The following is an 18,073-nucleotide window of genomic DNA, read 5'->3' as shown; positions in this document are numbered from 1 at the left end:
TCTGGGAACCGGCAGCCCCCAGCGACGGGGAGACCGCTTGACGAGGGCGGCCGGGCTGTTTCGACGAAACCGCAGCGCATGGCCTTGACCGGCTGTGTGCCGCTCGAACGCGCCCATTTCGAGGAACTGTTGGAGACACGCATGTCAGTGGAAACCGGTCAGCGGCCGCCGTCGGCGGCGGAGGGGGCCCCGAGCGCGGTCCGCGTCATCCGGCGGGACGGAAGCGTCTCGCCCTTCGACGCGGGCAAGATCTCGGTGGCGCTGACCAAGGCCTTCCTCGCGGTCGAGGGCGGCGACGCCGCCGCGTCCTCCCGCGTGCACCACGTGGTCGCGGAGCTGACCGGGCAGGTCGAGGCGGCGCTGCTGCGCCACACCGGCCCGGAGACCGCACTGCACATCGAGCAGATCCAGGACCAGGTCGAACTCGCCCTGATGCGCGGAGAGCACCACAAGGTCGCCCGCGCCTACGTCCTCTACCGCGACGAGCGCTCGAAGGCCCGCGAGGCCGCCGCGCCGGCGTCGGCCGAGGTCGCGCTGAGCGTCAAGGGCGCCGACGGAACGCTGCGCCCGCTCGACTGGGCGCGCGTTTCGCACGTCGTCGGCGAGGCTGTCGCCGGGCTCGAGGACGTGTCCGCCGAGCCGGTGCTGGCCGAGGCCAAGCGCAACCTTTACGACGGCATCACCGCCGACGAACTCGCGCTCGCGCAGATCATGGCCGCGCGCGTGCTGGTCGAGCAGGAGCCGAACTACTCGTTCGTGTCCGCCCGGCTGCTGCTGGACAAGCTGCGCGGCGAAGCGCTGAGCTACCTCGCGCAGAAGCCGCGGCAGGCCAGCCAGGACGAGATGACGAGCGAATACCCGGCGTACTTCCGCGCCTACCTGCGCCGCGCGGTCGAGCTGGAGCTGGTCGACGGCGAGCTGCTGGGCTTCGACCTGGACAAGATCACCGCCGCCATTCACGCCGAGCGCGACCTCGACTTCGGCTTCCTCGGCCTGCAGACGCTGTACGACCGGTACTTCCAGCACCACAACGGCGTGCGGTTCGAGCTGCCGCAGGCGTTCTTCATGCGCGTCGCGATGGGCCTGGCGATCCGCGAGGACGACCGCGAAGCCCGCGCGATCGAGTTCTACGAACTGCTGTCGACGTTCCACTTCATGGCGTCCACCCCGACGCTGTTCAACAGCGGCACCAACCGCGCACAGCTGTCGTCCTGCTTCCTGACCACTGTGGACGACGACCTGGACTCGATTTTCCAGGCGTACAAGAACAACGCGCTGCTGGCCAAGTACTCGGGCGGCCTCGGCAACGACTGGACCCCGGTCCGCGGCCTCGGCGCGCACATCAAGGGCACCAACGGCCAGTCGCAGGGCGTCGTGCCGTTCCTGAAGATCGCCAACGACACCGCGGTCGCGGTCAACCAGGGCGGCAAGCGCAAGGGCGCGGCCTGCGCGTACCTGGAGACCTGGCACGTCGACATCGAGGAATTCCTCGACCTGCGCAAGAACACCGGCGACGACCGGCGCCGCACGCACGACATGAACACCGCCAACTGGGTCCCGGACGAGTTCCTGCGCCGCGTCGAGGCGAACGCCGAGTGGACGCTGTTCTCGCCGAACGAGACGCCGGACCTGCACGACCTGTACGGCAACGCGTTCGCGCAGCGCTACCGCGAGTACGAGGCGGCCGCTGCGCGCGGCGAGATCAAGGTGTTCCGCAAGGTCCGCGCGGTCGAGCTGTGGCGGCGCATGCTGACCATGCTGTTCGAGACCGGCCACCCGTGGATCACCTTCAAGGACCCGTGCAACCTGCGTTCGCCGCAGCAGCACGTCGGCGTCGTGCACTCGTCCAACCTGTGCACCGAGATCACGCTGAACACGAACACCGAAGAGGTCGCGGTCTGCAACCTCGGCTCGGTGAACCTGCTCAAGCACGTCACCCCCTCCGGTTTGGACACTGAGCGGCTCGAGAAGACCGTGCGCACCGCGGTGCGCATGCTCGACAACGTGATCGACATCAACTTCTACACGATCCCGGAGGCGCGCCGTTCCAACCTGCGCCACCGTCCGGTCGGCCTGGGCATCATGGGCTTCCAGGACGCGCTGTTCGAGCTGGGCGTGCCGTTCGCGTCCGCCGACGCGGTGAAGTTCGCCGACACTTCGATGGAGCACCTCTCCTACTACGCGATCTCGGCTTCGACCGATCTCGCGCAGGAGCGCGGCCAGTACCAGACGTTCGAGGGTTCCTTGTGGAGCAAGGGAATCCTGCCGATCGACTCGATGCAGCTGCTCATCGACGCGCGTCAGGGCGACGGCCTCGACGTCGACACCTCGACGACGCTGGACTGGGCCCCGCTGCGCGAGCGCGTCAAGACCGTCGGCATGCGCAACTCCAACGTGATGGCGATCGCGCCGACCGCGACGATCTCCAACATCTCCGGCGTCGGCCAGTCGATCGAGCCGCTGTTCCAGAACCTGTACGTCAAGTCGAACATGTCCGGCGACTTCACCGTCGTCAACCCGCACCTGGTCAAGAGCCTCAAGGCGCGCGGCCTGTGGGACGAGGTCATGGTCAGCGACCTGAAGTACTTCGACGGCAGCCTCGGCCAGATCGACCGGGTCCCGGACGACCTGAAGGCGCTGTACGCGACCGCTTTCGAGATCGAGTCGAAGTGGATCGTGGACGCCGGTTCGGTGCGCCAGAAGTGGATCGACCAGGCCCAGTCCCTGAACCTGTACATCGCGGCGCCGAGCGGGCGCAAGCTCGACGAGCTGTACCGCTACGCCTGGCACAAGGGCCTCAAGACCACGTACTACCTGCGGGCGCAGTCCGCGACGCACGTGGAGAAGAGCACCCTGCGCGGCACCGACGGCAAGCTGAACGCCGTCTCCGCCACCCCGGCTCCGGCCGCTCCGGCCGCCGCTGCTCCCGCCGCGGCTCCCGCTGCTCCCGCTCCCGCTGCCGCGCCTTCGCCGTCGCCGTCCGCCGCGGTTCCGGCCGCCTCTCCCTCGCCGTCGCCTGCCGCGGCTGTTCCCGCGGAGCCGAAGGAGATGCCGAAGACCGACGTCGACTTCGTCGCCACCGAGGGCGCTGCCTGCCGGATCGACGACCCCGACTGCGAAGCCTGCCAGTAAGGAATCCCTGAACCATGACGAACGTGGAAACGACGGACGCGACCGGCCTCGGCGAGATCGAGGTCGGCGCGGCCCGGATCAACGTCGACGACAAGCGCATGATCAACGCGCGCGCCGACGTCAACCAGCTGCTGCCGATGAAGTACCGGTGGGCCTGGGACAAGTACCTCGCGGCGTGCAACAACCACTGGATGCCGACCGAGGTCGCGATGCAGGCCGACATCGCGCTGTGGAAGTCGCCGGACGGCCTCACCGAGGACGAGCGGCAGATGCTCAAGCGCAACCTCGGCTTCTTCGCGACGGCGGAATCGTTGGTGGCCAACAACATCGTGCTCGCGGTGTACCGGCAGATCACCAACCCGGAGTGCCGCCAGTACCTGCTGCGCCAGGCCTTCGAGGAGGCCGTGCACACGCACACCTTCCAGTACATCTGCGAAAGCCTCGGCCTGGTCGAGGGCGAGCTGTTCAACATGTACCGCGAGGTCCCGTCCATTTCGGACAAGGACGCGTGGGCGCTGAAGTACACGCAGAACCTGGAAAACCCGGACTTCGAGACCGGCACGCCGGAGGCCGACCAGGCGTTCCTGCGCGACCTGGTGGCGTTCTACGTGATCTTCGAGGGCATGTGGTTCTACACCGGTTTCGCGCAGATCCTGTCGCTGGGCCGGCGGAACAAGATGGTCGGCATCGCCGAGCAGTACCAGTACATCCTGCGCGACGAGTCGATCCACCTGAACTTCGGCATCGACTGCATCAACCAGATCAAGATCGAGAACCCGCACCTGTGGACCGAGGAATTCCAGGCCGAGATCCGCGGAATGCTGCAGGACGCGTGCGAACTGGAAGTGAAGTACGCCCGCGACACCATGCCGCGCGGCATGCTCGGCCTGTCGGCTGACCTGTGCGAGCAGTACATGCACTTCATCACCGACCGCCGCGCCCAGCAGATCGGCCTGACCCCGATCTACGGCGAGAACGAAAACCCGTTCCCGTGGATGTCGGAGGCGATGGACCTGAAGAAGGAGAAGAACTTCTTCGAGACCCGCGTCATCGAGTACCAGTCCGGCGGGGCCCTCGACTGGGACTGATCCCACCCCGAGGCAACTGCTGAAACTCGGCCGCACCCTGGGCAGCCAGGGTGCGGCCGAGTTCGTTTACCCGGCACCAGACCGGCCGCCGCGGCCAGTCCGCTTCGTCACTTCAGTGCCGACACCACTCCAAACGTCGCAAGGTCGTGCGGCTCCGCCAGGATCGACCAGCCCAGCATGTGCCCGGATTTCGCATCCACCGTGACGGTGAGCACGTTTCCCCTGGGAGCCTTGCTTCCCGGAGGCACCTTGGCGGCGTGCCCGACGAAGTTTCCGGTCATTTGAATCAAATACACCGGATCGTTGGCTTCGGGCTGCGTTCCGTCAATATGCTTGAGCGTGTTGCGGTCGGTTTCTACATACTGAATAGCGGACGGACTGTCCTCGTCATTCGCGGCAGCCAACCTCTTCGCCGTACTCAGCAGGTCGGCGGGAGTAGGCGGCGTGACGTTGCTTTCGGCAGACATCTTCTCCGTCCTGTCCACACAGGGCTTGCGCTTTTCAGCACGCATTCCGGGCGAGACCCGCCGCTCGCACAAGAGCCGAGAACAACTCCGCAGTTTGTCCGCCCTGGCGCACCCGAGGAACCGCCGACCGGGTGACAAGTCAGACTACGAAGACCTCCCGGTACATGACTATTTTCGGGCAGAGACTGAAGAATAATGAGCCCCTGTGGCTATCCAGCGAGCAATAGCGAAGTCTCAACAGACAATGCGCCGAAAACCTGAGCCGCACGCGGTGCCGCTCCCTCCACCAGCAGCTCAGCCTGGCTCGCCAACGCGCTCACCGGGGCCAAGCCGCCAGGCGACGAGCACCTTGACACCCCCTCCCGCACCCCGGGACCTTGCCCAAACCCGCTAAACTTCCCCACGCCACTGGTTCGTCAGAACGCACCCGCGCTCTGACGAGGCAACAGGGAACCCGGTGCGATTCCGGGACTGCCCCGCAGCGGTATGTGGGAACGAAAGCTGTCACCGCGAACGCGGTAAAGCACTGGGCGCCCCGCCCGGGAAGCGACAGCCGGTAGGCACGAGCGACACGCCCACGAGTCCGAATACCTGCCAATGGCACGCACGCCGACGGCGTGCGTGAGTCCGGGCCTCGCGGGACAGGGCGCCGACCGAAGCACGACGTTTCCGCGTGCCCGGGCTCTTCCGGCGAGCACGTGAGGATGCATGCTGTGAACACCATCGGCACCACGATTCTCGGCTACCCGCGAATCGGCCCGGCCAGGGAACTGAAACGGGCACTCGAGGCCTACTGGGCAGGCACCGGCACCGAGGAAGAACTCCAGGCCACCGCCCGACGGCTGCGCGAGCAAACCTGGACCGCCCTGCGCGACCAAGGCCTGGACTCAATCCCCTCCAGCACCTTCTCCCTCTACGACCAGGTACTGGACACCACCGCCCTCTTCGGCGCACTGCCGCAACGCTTCACCCGCCTAGGCCTCTCCCCTCTGGACACCTACTTCGCCGCCGCCCGCGGCGTCCCGGACGCCCCCGCACTGGAAATGACGAAGTGGTTCGACACCAACTACCACTACCTCGTCCCGGAACTGGGCCCGGACTCCCGATTCGCCCTCACCGGCACCGCCCCGGTCGACGAGGTTCGCGAAGCCCGCGCCCTCGGCATCACCCCGCGTCCGGTGCTCGTCGGACCGGTCACCTTTCTCTTGCTGGCCAAGGCGACCCAGCCCGGATTCAGCCCGCTGGAACTGCTGGACGAACTTCTCCCCGCGTACGCCGAATTGCTCGGCAAGCTGGCCGACGAGGGCGTCGAATGGGTCCAGTTGGACGAGCCGGCCTTCGCGGCCGACCGAACGAACCAGGAGTTCAACGCGCTCACCCGCGCCTATCACTGGCTGGCAAAGGAAAAACACCGGCCGAAGCTCTTGGCAGCCGGATACTTCGGCAGCCTCGGCCGAGCACTCGGCATACTGGCGCGCTCCCCCATCGAAGCAGTAGCCGTCGACCTGGTGACCGACGCGTCCTTTGTAGACAAAGTGGCCGCCGAAGACGCGTTACGGGACAAGGAAGTACTCGCCGGAGTAGTGGACGGCCGCAACGTCTGGCGCACCGACCCCGGCGTCGCACTGGCCCGCGCAGCGCGGCTGAAGGCCACCGCAGCTCACGTAAGCATCTCGACGTCGTGCTCGCTGCTGCACGTCCCTTACGACGTCGAAGCGGAGACAGATCTCAACCCACGCCTGAAGAATTGGCTCGCCTTCGCCCGGCAGAAAGTGGACGAGGTCGTCTTGCTCGGCCGAGCCCTCCACGGCGAGGACGTCGACCTCAGTCCAGCGCGGGCCGCCGTCGCCGATCGAGCCAGCGCTGCGGAGCTCAACGACGCCGACGTCCGCGCTCGCGTCGCAGCGCTCCGGCCGGAGGACACCGTCCGCACCCCATACGCAGAACGTGCTGCAGCGCAACAGAAATCACTCAATCTTCCGCCACTGCCGACCACCACCATCGGCTCCTTCCCGCAAACCGGCGAGGTCCGCCGAGCCCGAGCGGCACACCGCGCAGGCAAACTCGACGACACGGCGTACCGGGACGCGATGCGCACCGAGATCGAGCGGGTCGTGCGGCTTCAGGAAAACCTCGGCCTCGACGTCCTGGTACACGGCGAGCCGGAACGCAACGACATGGTCCAGTACTTCGCCGAACAACTGACCGGATTCGCGGCGACAACCCTCGGCTGGGTCCAATCGTACGGATCCCGTTGTGTCCGCCCGCCGATCCTGTTCGGCGACGTCTCCCGTCCGAAGCCGATGACCGTCGAATGGACCCAGTACGCGCAAAGCCGCACCGACCGGCCGGTGAAAGGCATGCTGACCGGCCCCGTCACGATCCTGGCCTGGTCATTCGTCCGCGACGACCAGCCACTGCCCGACACCGCACGCCAAGTCGCCCTGGCAGTCCGGGACGAGGTCGCCGACCTGGAGGCCGCCGGAATCCGCATCGTGCAGGTCGACGAACCAGCATTGCGCGAACTGCTCCCGCTGCACACGGCGGACCGCGAGGCGTACTTCGACTGGGCCGTGCCCGCGTTCCGGCTGGCCACCTCGGGCGTCGCGGAAACCACGCAGATCCACACGCACATGTGCTATTCGGAGTTCGGCGACGTCCTCCCCGCGATCGACGCCCTCGACGCCGACGTCACCAGCATCGAAGCCGCCCGCTCGAAAATGGAGGTGCTCGCCGACCTGAACGAAGCAGGCTTCGCCCGCGCCGTCGGCCCCGGCGTGTACGACATCCACTCACCGCGCGTGCCGGACCAAACCGAACTGACCAGCCTGGTGCGCACGGCACTCGGCGCGGTTCCGGCGGAGCGGCTGTGGATCAACCCGGACTGCGGCCTCAAGACCCGCGGCTACGCCGAAGTCGAACCGGCGCTGCGGCACCTGGTCGGCGCGGCCCGGGAACTGCGCGCCGAACCTCGCTGACCCGCCCCGGTGCCGGGCGGCCTGCCGCGCCGCCCGGCACCGGGCCGAGGATCACCCGAACGGCAGCCCCGCGAGGTATTGTCAGAACGTCAATAACAGGGGACCGTGGACGCGACCGATACCCTTGCCGGGAGGTGGTCGTCATGGCGGACGTGACCGGAAAAGCGGGAATCCCGACGACTGGCGGCGCGCTCGGCCGGGCCGCCCGGGTCGGCCCCGACGCGCTCGGCACCCTCGCCCACGCCGGGAGCGACGGCGTCACGAGGCTGTCGGAAAACCTGCGCGGCCGGATGCCCCCGCTGACCGCGATCCCGTTGCCGCGCAAGGTGGACGAACGCTGGCTCGGCGCGCACTGGCCGGTCCGCGAACTCGCGGCTCCGCCGGCGGGCAGCGGCCTGAAGCCGATCCTCGGCGACGACGGGCCGCCGCTGATCGGCCACACGCTCGACGGGATGCGGTTCGGCCTCGACTTCAGCCTGCGCCGCTTCGAGCAGTTCGGCCCGGTGTCGTGGATGGGCGTGTTCGGCCAGCGGATCGTGACGCTGTCCGGACCCGACGCCACCCAGACCGCGCTCGTGAACAAGGACAAGGCGTTTTCCCAGGAGGGCTGGAAGTTCTTCATCGAGCGGTTCTTCGAGCGCGGGCTCATGCTGCTCGATTTCGGCGAGCACCACCTGCATCGGCGGATCATGCAGGAGGCGTTCACGCGCGACCGGCTCCGCGGTTACGTCGCGCAGATGGGCCCGGCGTTGCGCGAAGGCGTCGCCGCGCTGCCGTCCGGCCGCCCCCAGCTGTACTGGGCGTTCAAACAGCTGACGCTGGACGTCGCGACGCAGGTTTTCATGGGCATGCGCTCCGCCGCCGATGCCGAGCGCATCAACCGCGCGTTCGTGGCCGCTGTGCGCGCCGGTACCGCCGTGGTGCGATATCCGGTGCCTGGCGGTCGCTGGGCCGCGGGTTTGCGCGGCAGGCGGACGCTGGAGCGCTATTTCGGCGAGAACCTGGCGGCGAAGCGCGACGCGGACGGTGAAGACCTGTTCTCCGCGCTCTGCCACGCGGCTTCCGAGGACGGCGACCGGTTCAGCGACGCCGACATCGTCAACCACATGATCTTCCTGATGATGGCCGCGCACGACACGACCACCATCACCGCCAGCGCGATGGCCTACTACCTCGCGAAACACCCGGAATGGCAGGAGCGCGCCCGCGAGGAGTCGCTGCGCCTCGGCGACGACCTGCCGGACCTGGAAGCGCTGGAGAGCCTCGAAACGCTGGATCTCGTGATGAAGGAGGCGCTGCGGCTGCGCGCGCCGGTGCCGTCGCTGGCGCGAAAGACCACAAAGGACACTTCCGTCCTCGGCCACTACCTGCCGGAAGGCACGATGGTCGCGGTCTCGCCGACGCTGAACCACTACTCCCCCGAGCACTGGACCGATCCGCACCGCTTCGACCCCGAGCGGTTCGGCCCGGACCGCCGCGAGGACAAATCGCACCGGTTCGCGTGGATGCCGTTCGGCGGCGGCGCGCACAAGTGCATCGGGCTGCAGTTCGGCGGCCTGGAGGTGAAGGCGCTCATGCACGAGCTGCTGCGGGCGCACCGCTGGTCGGTGCCCGAGGACTACGTCGCCAAGTGGGACTACGTCTCGCTTCCGGTGCCCGCCGACGGGCTGCCTGCCCGGCTGGCCTATCGTTGACGGCCGCCGAGCCGGACAGAAAGGTCGACAGCTGGAGACAAAACCGCAGTACAGGCCACCTTCGTGTACTCAAGGTGACTTGATGTCACCAGTTGTGTAGTGCCCATCACTCGTTCAGCCGGTAGACACCCTGTTTGGTCCGTGATGCCGTGGCATCACTTGCGGCCAACTCGTACCCAGTGTGGGTCTTCGGATCCTCCGCACCGGGCCTGAGCTGGTCTTTGTCCGCGTATGAAGAGGTGGAGAGTGCCGGAGCCTGGTGCCACGCCAGGGTTGGTCGACGTCGCGCGCAAGTACGCGGCGGCGCTGACTGACACCAACGGAGTAACGCTCCCTCCCGCCGAGGTGGAGCGCATCCTGCTCGACTTCGCCGGCGAGGTCGCCGAGCGACCCGAGGACACCGGCGCCACGCGCCGGTTCACCGCGCTCTTCTCCTCCGCGCCGCTCGGCATCGCCCTCACCGACGCGGCCGGAACCGTCGTCGAGGCGAACGCCGCGATGGCCCGGCTGCTCGGCACGTCCGCGATCGAGTTGCGGGACAAGCACATCGCCGATCTCGCCGCCGGGCCGCAGGACGCCGAGCGGCTGCGCGGCGCTTTCGACGGGCTGCCGCTCACCGGCGAAACCCGCCGGACCGTCCGCGGCGTGCATCTCGACCACAGCCGCGACGGCGGGCTCACCACGAACGTCACCATCACGTCGCTGCCCGGCGACCGGCCCGGGACGTACTTCCCGGTGGTGATGGCGGCCGACACCGACGACGTGCACCTGCTCGGCGAACGGCTGCGCCACCAGAACCTGCACGACCCGCTCACCGGACTGCCCAACAGCGCCGCGTTCAACGCCCAGCTGGAGGCCGCGCTCGGCTCGGGCAGCTCCGACGAGATCGCTTTGCTGTACCTGGACATCGACGGCTTCAAGGTGATCAACGACGGCCTCGGCGCCGGCATGGGCGACCTGGTGCTGAAGGCGATCTCGGGGAAGTTGAAGTCGGTGTTCGCCGGCCGGCACGAGGGCTACGTCGCCCGGCTGTCCGGCGACGGCTTCGCGGTGCTGCTGCGCGGCCCGGAGCTGACCGGGCAGAAGACGGTCGTGCTGGCCGACCAGGTGCTGGAGGAACTCAGCGAGCCGGTGTACGTCGACGGGCACGGCATCGGCGTCAGCGCGAGCATCGGGATCGTCGTGCGCCCGGCGAACGAGGGCAGCCACGGCGACCTGCTGCGCGCCGCCGAACTCGCGCTGCACCGCGCCAAAGAGGCGGGCAAGGCGCAGTGGATGCTGTTCGATCCGCAGCTCGACGCGCGAGACCGCAACCGGTACCAGCTCGGCGCGGTGATCGCCGGAGCGCTGGAGAACGGCGAGTTCTCGCTGATCTACCAGCCGACGGTCAAACTCGCGAAGCAGGACGAAATCGCCGCGGTGAACGCCGGGCTGCTCTGGAGCCATCCCGAACGCGGCGAACTCGGCCCTGAGGAGTTCTACCCGCTCGCGCAGACCACCGGCATGACCGTGCCGCTCGGCAAATGGCTGCTGCAGGAATCGCTCGGCGCGACCGCGCGCTGGCGCGAGCAGTACGGCCCGGCGGCGCCGGACGTCTGCATCCGGCTGCCGAAGCGCCTCGCCATCGACCCGGATCTGGTGCTGCTGGTCAAGAACCAGCTCGACCGGCACCGCCTGCCCGCGCGAGCGCTGCGGCTGTGCACCGACCGCGCGTCGATGTTCGACGAGGACGGCGAGGTGCTGGACTCGTTCACCGTGCTCGCCGACCTGGGCGCGCAGCTCGTGCTCACCATCTCCGGATCGTCCGACCTGGAACTGATCCCGCGGTACCGGCTCCCGGTCAAACACGTGATCCTCAGCGGCCCGGTGATCGACGCACTGGCCGGCCCGGACCCGGCGGAGACCGACGTGCGGCACCTGTCGCAGCTGGTCACGCGCGCGAAGGAACTGGGGCTGCGCATCGGCGCGGAGGGCGTGCGGGACGCCGAACACGCGGACCGCCTGCGAGAACAGGGCGTGCTGGCGGCCCGGGGTTCGTTCGTGGCGGAGTCCGCGACGGGCGACGAGGTCGACGAAATGATCGCCCGGCACGCCAGCTGACCCATCCGCCTCCGCGGCGGCTCCGAACTCCGGGCAAGACCCCCTCTGGAAGGACCTCTCCGCGATGCAGCCTGGCGACCTCGCCCCCGATTTCACCCTCCCCGACGACCAGGGCGTCGAGCGCACCCTGTCAGACCTGCTGTCCGACGGCCCGGTCGTGCTGTTCTTCTACCCCGCCGCGATGACGTCCGGCTGCACCGCGGAAAGCTGTCACTTCCGGGACCTGGCCGCGGAATTCGCCGAAGCGGGCGCACAACGCGTCGGGATCAGCCCAGATGCGGTCGGCAAGCAGCGCGAGTTTTCAGCCAAGCACGATTTCGACTACCCGCTGCTGTCCGATGTGGACGGTGCGGTGGCGAAGCAGTTCGGCGTGTGGCGCAAAATCCTGCCCTTGCACACGAAACGGCAGACGTTCGTGATCGCGGAAGACCGGCGGGTGCTGGACGTGATCAAGAGCGAGTTGAACTTCACGGCGCACGCGGATCGGGCGTTGAAGGTGCTTCGGGAGCGCGCGGAGGCATAACCGGCGTGCTGAACCCCGTCGCCAGGAGAATGATTCCGGACGGGAGCAGGTAAACGAAGAACCAGAAGAACCCGATCACGGAGAAAGCGACGAGCGCGGTGCCCGCCGCGAGACAGGAAACGCGGAACTGCCGCGGTCCGATCGCGAAAACCGGCACGGCGGCAGTGAGGGTGAAGAGCCAGTAGACCCCGGCGGTGCCGTCCGTGGCATTCGGCGAGGTGGCGATCACGACGCTCGCCACGACCGCCAGCACCGCTCCGGCGACCGCCCATCCCCGGCGGGGAGCGGAGAGACGGCCGCGGACTGCCGCGGGCCGGGCGGGGAACCGCCGGGTCAGCAATCGGGCCGCGGCCACCAGGATCAGCGCCAGCAGGCTTACCCCGGCCATGATCGCGACGCCGGTGACCGCGGGGCCGGACACCGCGGCCTCCTCGACGAGCAACTGACCGCCCCCGCGCGAAACAGTCGCCGTCGCCGGACGTCCGCTGAGAAGGGAATCGACGTAGACGAAAGTGCGTCCGGCGTAGACCACCCGCTGAGGCGGATTGCGGAATCCGCCGCGGCTTTCCCCCGTCCCCTCCAGTTCCGGTGTCGGCCGATTTCCCACCGAGAAAGTCCACACACCACCGATTTCACCGTCAAGCGGCTCTTGGAAGATCCGATAAGTCACCCCGGGACGCATCTCCAGGGTGACGACCGCTCCGGGAACCGCCGCCGGCTTCGCCGCACGCTCGACGAGCCCGTTTCCGTACGCACGCACCAACGGACCGCACAAAAGCGTCGCCGCGGCCAAACCGAGCGGCAGCAAATACCACCAAGCAGAAACGCGGCGCTTCTCCACAATTCCAGCCTAGCCGCGAATCCCCCGGCGGACGACGGTCACCTCGGCCGTTCGAGCCGCCACACCACATTCACCCCGCTGCAAGCCGACGGAATCCGCCCCTCGGTCTTCTCCTCCCCTACCTGGGAAAAGCCCAGCCGAGCCGGTACCGCGCCGCTGCGGGCGTTCTCCGAATCGTGCTTGATCAACACATGCGCGGCGTCCAGCCGCCAAGCCAGATCCACCAGCAACGCACTCGCCCGCGTCACGAAACCCTTGCCAGTCTGGGTTTTCGCGAGCCAGTACCCGATCTCCCACCCGTCGCCGCGGCGCATCAAGCCGCAGCTGCCCGCGAGTTCGTGATCCGGCGTGCAGATCGCGTAGTTGTATTCCTCGCCGCTCTCCCATTGCGAGGCCACGCGCGTCAGGAACTCGTCTCCCTTGGCCTCGTCGTAGCCGTCGATCGCCCAGGGCATCCACGCGGACAGGTGGTCCAGGGATCCCACGACGGCGGCCACCTGTGCGTCACGATGCTCCGGGCGCCAGCGAACGAGGGTGACCACACCGTCGGTGAGAGTGTCCATGCGAGCCATCCTGACAGCAGAAACGGCGGCAGGCTCGCGAATTTCGCGAAGCTGCCGCCGTTTCACAAGCCCAGTCAGTGCATCACGACGTCCGGCGGCACCTCGGTGTCGTTCTTCAGCGCGTCGAACAGCTGCCCGGACTTCTTCTTGTCCCAGTGCTGCGCCGACGCGTCGGTGATCGGCATCGTCGTGGTCGTGACGCCGTCGGAGGAAATGCCGCGCATCGCGATCGCCAGGCCCACCAGGTTGTGCACGTGGTCGCCGGTGTCCATGGTCAGCGCGTCCGGCGCGGAGCCCAGCAGCGGGAAGAAGTCGAACGGATTCAGCAGGGTCCCGGGGCTGGCGATCTGGCTCACCAGCGCCCCGATGAACTTGCGCTGGTTCGCCACCCGGTCGAGGTCCGAGCGCGGCGTCGCGTCGGCGTGCCGCATCCGGACGAAGCCGAGCGCCGAGCGGCCGTCGAGCTTCTGGCAGCCCGCCTTGATGTCGATGCCGGTCATCGGGTCGTTCATGTCCTTGTCGATGCACATGTCGACGCCGCCGATCGCGTCGACGATGTTCGCGAAGCCGCCGAAGCCGATCTCCGCGTAGTGGTCCATGCGCAGCCCGGTGGCCTGTTCGACCGTCTGGACCAGCAGTTTCGGCCCGCCGAGCGCGAACGCGGCGTTGATCTTGCTCGTGCCGTGGCCGGGGATCTTCACCTGCGAGTCGCGCGGCAGGCTCAGCAGCGTCGGTTTGGTCGAATTGTCCGGGATGTGCGCGATCATGATGGTGTCGGTGCGCTGCCCGCCCGCCTCGCCCGAGTCACCGGTGGCCAGGCGCTCCTCGTCCGCGGCGGACAGGCCCTGGCGGCTGTCCGACCCGACGATCAGCCAGTTCGTGCCCGACGCCGCGGCCGGGCGCCCCGAGTAGTCGCCGATCGCGTCCACCCGGTTGATGGTGAACTCCAGATACGCCCAGACCCCGGCGAGGAACAGCACGAACACGATGAGCAGCGTCATCAGGATCTTGCCGACGCTCCACCGGCGGCGACGGCGCGGCCGCGGCTGCTGGCCTCCGTACTCCGGCGGGTCCTGCCGCGGCGGCCCCGGCGGCGGGGGCGGGGCCTCGCCGCGCGCGCCCATCGGCCGGGTGCGGGCGTCGTAGGGGCTCTGCCCTCTGCCCGGCAGCGGCATCATCTGCGCCCGCTGCTGCTGGCGCGGGCGTGCGGGGGGCTGCGGTGGCCTGGGCGGCATCCGCCGCCTGCCGTCGTCGCCTCCGTACGTCATGGGCCTGTCTCCCCGATCCGGTGGGTGCGCGTGGCCGCACAGTGTCCTGCGCGGCCCTCCTGCGTTGGACGTGCGGGACCCTACGCGGGTTGTCCCGGAAGGGAGAGGCGGCCTCAGCGCGGGTCGGCGAACCCGAACTGGTGGACCTTCAGATGCCCCGACCGGAACCCGGCCTCGGAGTAGGCGAGATAGAACTCCCACATCCGCCGGAACACGTCGTCGAACCCGAAGCCGCGGATGTCGTCCCAGCGCTGCTGGAAGCGGTCTCGCCACAGCTTGAGCGTGCGGGCGTAGTCCTGGCCGAACTCGCGCATCCCGGCCAGTTTCAGCCGCGTGTTCTCCCGCATCCCGTCCTCGATCGCCTGCACCGACGGGATGATGCCGCCGGGGAAGACGTACTTGTGGATCCACGTGTAGGACTTGGCCGAGGCCAGCATCCGGTCGTGGTCCATGGTGATCGCCTGCAGGCCGAACTGCCCGCCGGGGCGCAAGCGCTTGCCGATCGTGGAGAAGAACGTCGGCCAGTAGGACGCGCCGACCGCCTCGATCATCTCGACGCTGACCACCGAGTCGTACTCGCCGGTGGCCTCGCGGTAGTCGCACAGCCGCACGTCGACGCGGTCGGAAAGGCCCGCCTCGGCGATCCGGGCGTCGGCGAGCACTTTCTGCTCCTTCGAGATGGTCAGCGACGTGACCTTCGCGCCGCGCGAGGCCGCGCGGATGGACAGCTCGCCCCATCCGGTGCCGATCTCCAGCACCTCGCTGCCTTGGCGCACGCCGGCGTAGTCGAGCACGCTGTCGAGCTTGCGGTGCTGCGCCTGGGTGAGCGTGTCCCCGGGGCCGAACAGCGCCGAGGAGTACATCATCGACTCGTCCAGGAACGCGCTGAACAGGTCGTTCGACAGGTCGTAGTGCCGGTGGATGTTCGACCGCGCGCCCTCGACGGTGTTCTCTTCCTCGGACGGCTGCATCCGCTCGGCGATCCGGCGGAAGCGCTGCAGGAACGGCGGCACCAACGTGGCCAGCCGCTCGGCGAACGGCGTGAGGACGCCGGCCAGGTCGTCCGCCGTCCAGTCGCCGACCAGGTACGCCTCGCCGAAGCCGATCTTCGCGTCGGCGCCGAGCCGGTGGAAGAACGCCGCGGGCCGGTGGATGCGCATCTCCGGCGCGTCCGGGCCGCCCGCGCCGAGCACGGTGCCGTCCGGGAACGTGACGCGCACGTCCAGCGATTTCACCGCGTGCCGGAACAGCGCCTCGGCCGCGCGCGCCCGCAACGGCGAGTGCGGCGGCGTGGCGAGACCGGGCCATCGGGATTCGTCGGGCACCGGCTGCGAGACCACTGTCGGATCGACTCGTGACGTGGACAAGACACTCCCTCCGAACGGGCTTTCGAGCCCTTCCCCATGATATTCCCGCTTCGTCCCCGTCGCCCTCGCGACCGGGCCGCGAATTCCGGTTACCCCGGGATGCGCAGCCGGTCGCCGGAGGGGCGGGACCAGGCCTGACGGAGAGTCTCGTCCGTCTCGCCCACTCCGATCCGGTCCAGTGTGAAAGCACACATCAGCCGGGTCCAGACCGCGGGACGGCGCAGCATCGAATGGCCTTCCCCGGCGATCTCGAACCGCGCCACCAGGTCGGTGACCTCGCGGGCGCGCGCGGCGAAGGCGTAGGACTCGGCGGGCGAGGTCATCCGGTCGCGGGTGCCGTGCGCGATCAGCACCGCGCGGCCCGCGACGGCGTCCACCGGCTCGCCCTGCGGCGTCCACGGGGCCATCGCGCACACCCCGGTCACCGCCGGATCGTCGGCGACCCGCAGCGCGACGCGGCCGCCCATGGAATGGCCGACGAGGACCACCGGGAGCCCGGGATGGTCGGCCCGGATTTGTTCCAGGGCCCAGCGGGCGTCGGGCACCGGGCTTTCCAGCCGGTCGTTCCAGCCGTACAGCCGGTTCCGCATCAGCCGGACTTCCAGCCCGTGCCGCTTTCCGGCCCGGTGCAGCGAACGGGCCAGCGGCACCATTCGCTGATACGCCAGCCGCCACGGCTGAACGACCGCGGTGCTGCGTTCGGCCCCGCCGTGCAACACGAGCGCGACCGCGCGGGTCTGCCCGGGGGCCCGCCACACCCGCACGGCCGGATCCGTCCGGCCGCCTTGCCGTTTCCCGTTCACCGGCACCCCCACTTCGATCAACTCCACGGTAATCCACCGCGAAGCGTGTCCACCCGATAGATTCGGTGCCCGGACCCGCGAGGAAGGGCAGGTGTGGTGAGCGCCACGGATCTCGTGAAGAGCACTTCGGACCAGCTTGCGGCGGCAGCGGAGGCCAACGCCGCGCAGGTGTCCGCCGCCGCGGACCTGCTGCTGGGGGTGATCCGGGCCGACGCGCTGGTCTTCACCGCCGGCGCCGGGCACTCGCTCGCGGCGGTCGCCGAGACGTTCTACCGCGCGGGCGGGCTCGCCTGCGTGTATCCGGTGTACCACCCGGAACTGCTGCCGCTGCACGGCGCGCAGCACAGCACGCGCACCGAGCGCCGCTCCGGGCTCGCCGAAGAGGTGCTGGCCGAACGCGCGCCCGGGCCGGACGACGTGCTGGTCGTGTTCTCCACGTCCGGCGTGAATCCGTACCCGGTCGAACTGGCAGCCGGCGCACGCCGCCGGGGCGCCGCGGTGATCGCCGTGACGTCGCGGGCCTGCGTCGCCGCCGCGCCGCGCCGGTCTCCCACGACGCTGGTCGAGGAAGGCAGTGTGGTGCTGGATTCGCTGGTGATTCCCGGCGACGCCAGCTATCCGGCTTCCGCGCCGCGCACCGGGCCGCTGTCCACTGTGGTCAATGCGTTTCTGTGGAACCTGATCCTGGCCGAGGTTTACGACCGGGGCACCGCCGAAGGGCTCGACGTTCCGCTGTGGCGCAGTTCCAATGTGGAGGGTGGCGACGCGGCGAACGCGGCGCTGCTGGCCAAGTACGAGCCTCGGGTTCCCGCCCTGCGCTGAGAGACGTCCGCTCCATGCGCCCCAATGAGGTTGTTCCAGCAGTGGGCCTTGAGTAGGTCCGTGAAGGACGTCTGCGGGAGCGGAGAGCGGCGTGGCGAGGGTTGACCGCGTCGCCGCAGCTGCCAGCGGCCCCGCGCCGCATGCCACCGCGCAGCCCTGCGGGGGAGACCCCGGTTTTGCGCGGGGTTCTCGCGTCGCACGGCCGCCCTGACGCGTGATGCCGAGGTCCGTGAGGGGAACCCTGAGGGACTCAGAGTCCCTCAGGGTTCCCCTCACGGACTTTCGCCAGGAACGGAGCCACAACGGCCCGGCTAGCCACCGCTACAACGAACCCGCCACACACCGCACCACTGAGAAACCTCAATGTGGCATTGGGTGCGCCAGACGCACCCAATGTGGCGTTCGGTGCGTCGCATGCACCCAATGC

At 68.7% G+C, this 18,073-nt stretch carries 13 protein-coding genes and 1 riboswitch; of the genes, 7 read left to right on the top strand and 6 right to left on the bottom strand.

The genetic code is table 11. The features are described from left to right. Positions 1 to 141: 141 nt before the first annotated feature. Positions 142 to 3,132 carry a ribonucleoside-diphosphate reductase subunit alpha gene (locus ACFXI3_RS27490; RefSeq protein ID WP_378403272.1) on the top strand — a complete coding sequence of 997 codons (2,991 nt, stop codon included), beginning with the start codon at positions 142 to 144 and terminating at the stop codon, positions 3,130 to 3,132. A 14-nt stretch (positions 3,133 to 3,146) separates the two neighbouring features. Continuing rightward, positions 3,147 to 4,220: a ribonucleotide-diphosphate reductase subunit beta gene (locus tag ACFXI3_RS27485; protein ID WP_344267107.1), complete on the top strand. Its 1,074-nt coding sequence runs from the start codon at positions 3,147 to 3,149 to the stop codon at positions 4,218 to 4,220. Between the two features lie 107 nt (positions 4,221 to 4,327). Here ACFXI3_RS27485 and ACFXI3_RS27480 read toward each other — a convergent pair whose 3' ends face one another. Next, the gene (locus tag ACFXI3_RS27480; RefSeq protein ID WP_378403270.1) at positions 4,328 to 4,687 is read right to left on the bottom strand and encodes a hypothetical protein; all 360 of its coding nucleotides are present in this window, start codon (positions 4,685 to 4,687) and stop codon (positions 4,328 to 4,330) included. A gap of 392 nt (positions 4,688 to 5,079) precedes the next feature. Further along, positions 5,080 to 5,301, top strand: a riboswitch (cobalamin riboswitch). A gap of 90 nt (positions 5,302 to 5,391) precedes the next feature. On the opposite strand from ACFXI3_RS27480, the gene metE reads away from it, so the two are divergent. The 4 genes from metE (at position 5,392) to ACFXI3_RS27460 (ending at position 11,982) form a co-directional block, all read left to right on the top strand. Further along, complete coding sequence (gene metE / locus ACFXI3_RS27475) at positions 5,392 to 7,665, top strand: 5-methyltetrahydropteroyltriglutamate--homocysteine S-methyltransferase (protein WP_378403268.1); 2,274 nt, start codon at positions 5,392 to 5,394, stop codon at positions 7,663 to 7,665. Between the two features lie 290 nt (positions 7,666 to 7,955). After that, positions 7,956 to 9,359, top strand: a complete 1,404-nt coding sequence (locus ACFXI3_RS27470) for a cytochrome P450 (protein WP_378403331.1) — start codon at positions 7,956 to 7,958, stop codon at positions 9,357 to 9,359. Positions 9,360 to 9,605: 246 nt separating this feature from the next. Then, positions 9,606 to 11,459, top strand: coding sequence for a putative bifunctional diguanylate cyclase/phosphodiesterase (locus ACFXI3_RS27465; protein ID WP_378403266.1), 1,854 nt, complete (start codon positions 9,606 to 9,608; stop codon positions 11,457 to 11,459). 64 nt (positions 11,460 to 11,523) lie between these two features. Continuing rightward, positions 11,524 to 11,982: a peroxiredoxin gene (locus tag ACFXI3_RS27460; RefSeq protein ID WP_378403264.1), complete on the top strand. Its 459-nt coding sequence runs from the start codon at positions 11,524 to 11,526 to the stop codon at positions 11,980 to 11,982. On the opposite strand, the gene ACFXI3_RS27455 is transcribed toward ACFXI3_RS27460, so the two are convergent. The 5 genes from ACFXI3_RS27455 to ACFXI3_RS27435 all read right to left on the bottom strand — a co-directional run bounded on the left by ACFXI3_RS27455 (position 11,927) and on the right by ACFXI3_RS27435 (position 16,851). Further along, positions 11,927 to 12,823 carry a hypothetical protein gene (locus ACFXI3_RS27455; RefSeq protein WP_378403262.1) on the bottom strand — a complete coding sequence of 299 codons (897 nt, stop codon included), beginning with the start codon at positions 12,821 to 12,823 and terminating at the stop codon, positions 11,927 to 11,929. The genes ACFXI3_RS27460 and ACFXI3_RS27455 overlap by 56 nt on opposite strands. A gap of 38 nt (positions 12,824 to 12,861) precedes the next feature. Further along, complete coding sequence (locus ACFXI3_RS27450) at positions 12,862 to 13,386, bottom strand: GNAT family N-acetyltransferase (RefSeq protein WP_378403260.1); 525 nt, start codon at positions 13,384 to 13,386, stop codon at positions 12,862 to 12,864. Between the two features lie 74 nt (positions 13,387 to 13,460). Beyond that, positions 13,461 to 14,654 carry an LCP family protein gene (locus tag ACFXI3_RS27445; RefSeq protein WP_344267131.1) on the bottom strand — a complete coding sequence of 398 codons (1,194 nt, stop codon included), beginning with the start codon at positions 14,652 to 14,654 and terminating at the stop codon, positions 13,461 to 13,463. A gap of 113 nt (positions 14,655 to 14,767) precedes the next feature. Then, positions 14,768 to 16,021, bottom strand: coding sequence for a class I SAM-dependent methyltransferase (locus ACFXI3_RS27440; protein ID WP_378403258.1), 1,254 nt, complete (start codon positions 16,019 to 16,021; stop codon positions 14,768 to 14,770). 89 nt (positions 16,022 to 16,110) lie between these two features. Then, complete coding sequence (locus tag ACFXI3_RS27435; protein WP_344267136.1) at positions 16,111 to 16,851, bottom strand: alpha/beta fold hydrolase; 741 nt, start codon at positions 16,849 to 16,851, stop codon at positions 16,111 to 16,113. A 66-nt stretch (positions 16,852 to 16,917) separates the two neighbouring features. On the opposite strand from ACFXI3_RS27435, the gene ACFXI3_RS27430 reads away from it, so the two are divergent. Then, positions 16,918 to 17,646, top strand: a complete 729-nt coding sequence (locus ACFXI3_RS27430; RefSeq protein WP_344267139.1) for a sugar isomerase domain-containing protein — start codon at positions 16,918 to 16,920, stop codon at positions 17,644 to 17,646. Positions 17,647 to 18,073 lie beyond the last annotated feature (427 nt).

The organism is Amycolatopsis sp. NPDC059235, from assembly GCF_042754125.1.
Taxonomy (GTDB): Bacteria; Actinomycetota; Actinomycetes; order Mycobacteriales; family Pseudonocardiaceae; genus Amycolatopsis; species Amycolatopsis albidoflava.
The sequence above is the reverse complement of the archived record's forward strand: the minus strand, read 5'-3'. Positions and strand labels throughout refer to the sequence as shown.

Coding starts and splice junctions, on each gene's coding strand:
- ACFXI3_RS27490 (WP_378403272.1), top strand. CDS start 142: ATGTCAGTGGAAACCGGTCAGCGGCCGCCGTCGGCGGCGGAGGGGGCC.
- ACFXI3_RS27485 (WP_344267107.1), top strand. CDS start 3,147: ATGACGAACGTGGAAACGACGGACGCGACCGGCCTCGGCGAGATCGAG.
- ACFXI3_RS27480 (WP_378403270.1), bottom strand. CDS start 4,687: ATGTCTGCCGAAAGCAACGTCACGCCGCCTACTCCCGCCGACCTGCTG.
- metE (WP_378403268.1), top strand. CDS start 5,392: ATGCATGCTGTGAACACCATCGGCACCACGATTCTCGGCTACCCGCGA.
- ACFXI3_RS27470 (WP_378403331.1), top strand. CDS start 7,956: ATGCCCCCGCTGACCGCGATCCCGTTGCCGCGCAAGGTGGACGAACGC.
- ACFXI3_RS27460 (WP_378403264.1), top strand. CDS start 11,524: ATGCAGCCTGGCGACCTCGCCCCCGATTTCACCCTCCCCGACGACCAG.
- ACFXI3_RS27450 (WP_378403260.1), bottom strand. CDS start 13,386: ATGGACACTCTCACCGACGGTGTGGTCACCCTCGTTCGCTGGCGCCCG.
- ACFXI3_RS27445 (WP_344267131.1), bottom strand. CDS start 14,654: ATGACGTACGGAGGCGACGACGGCAGGCGGCGGATGCCGCCCAGGCCA.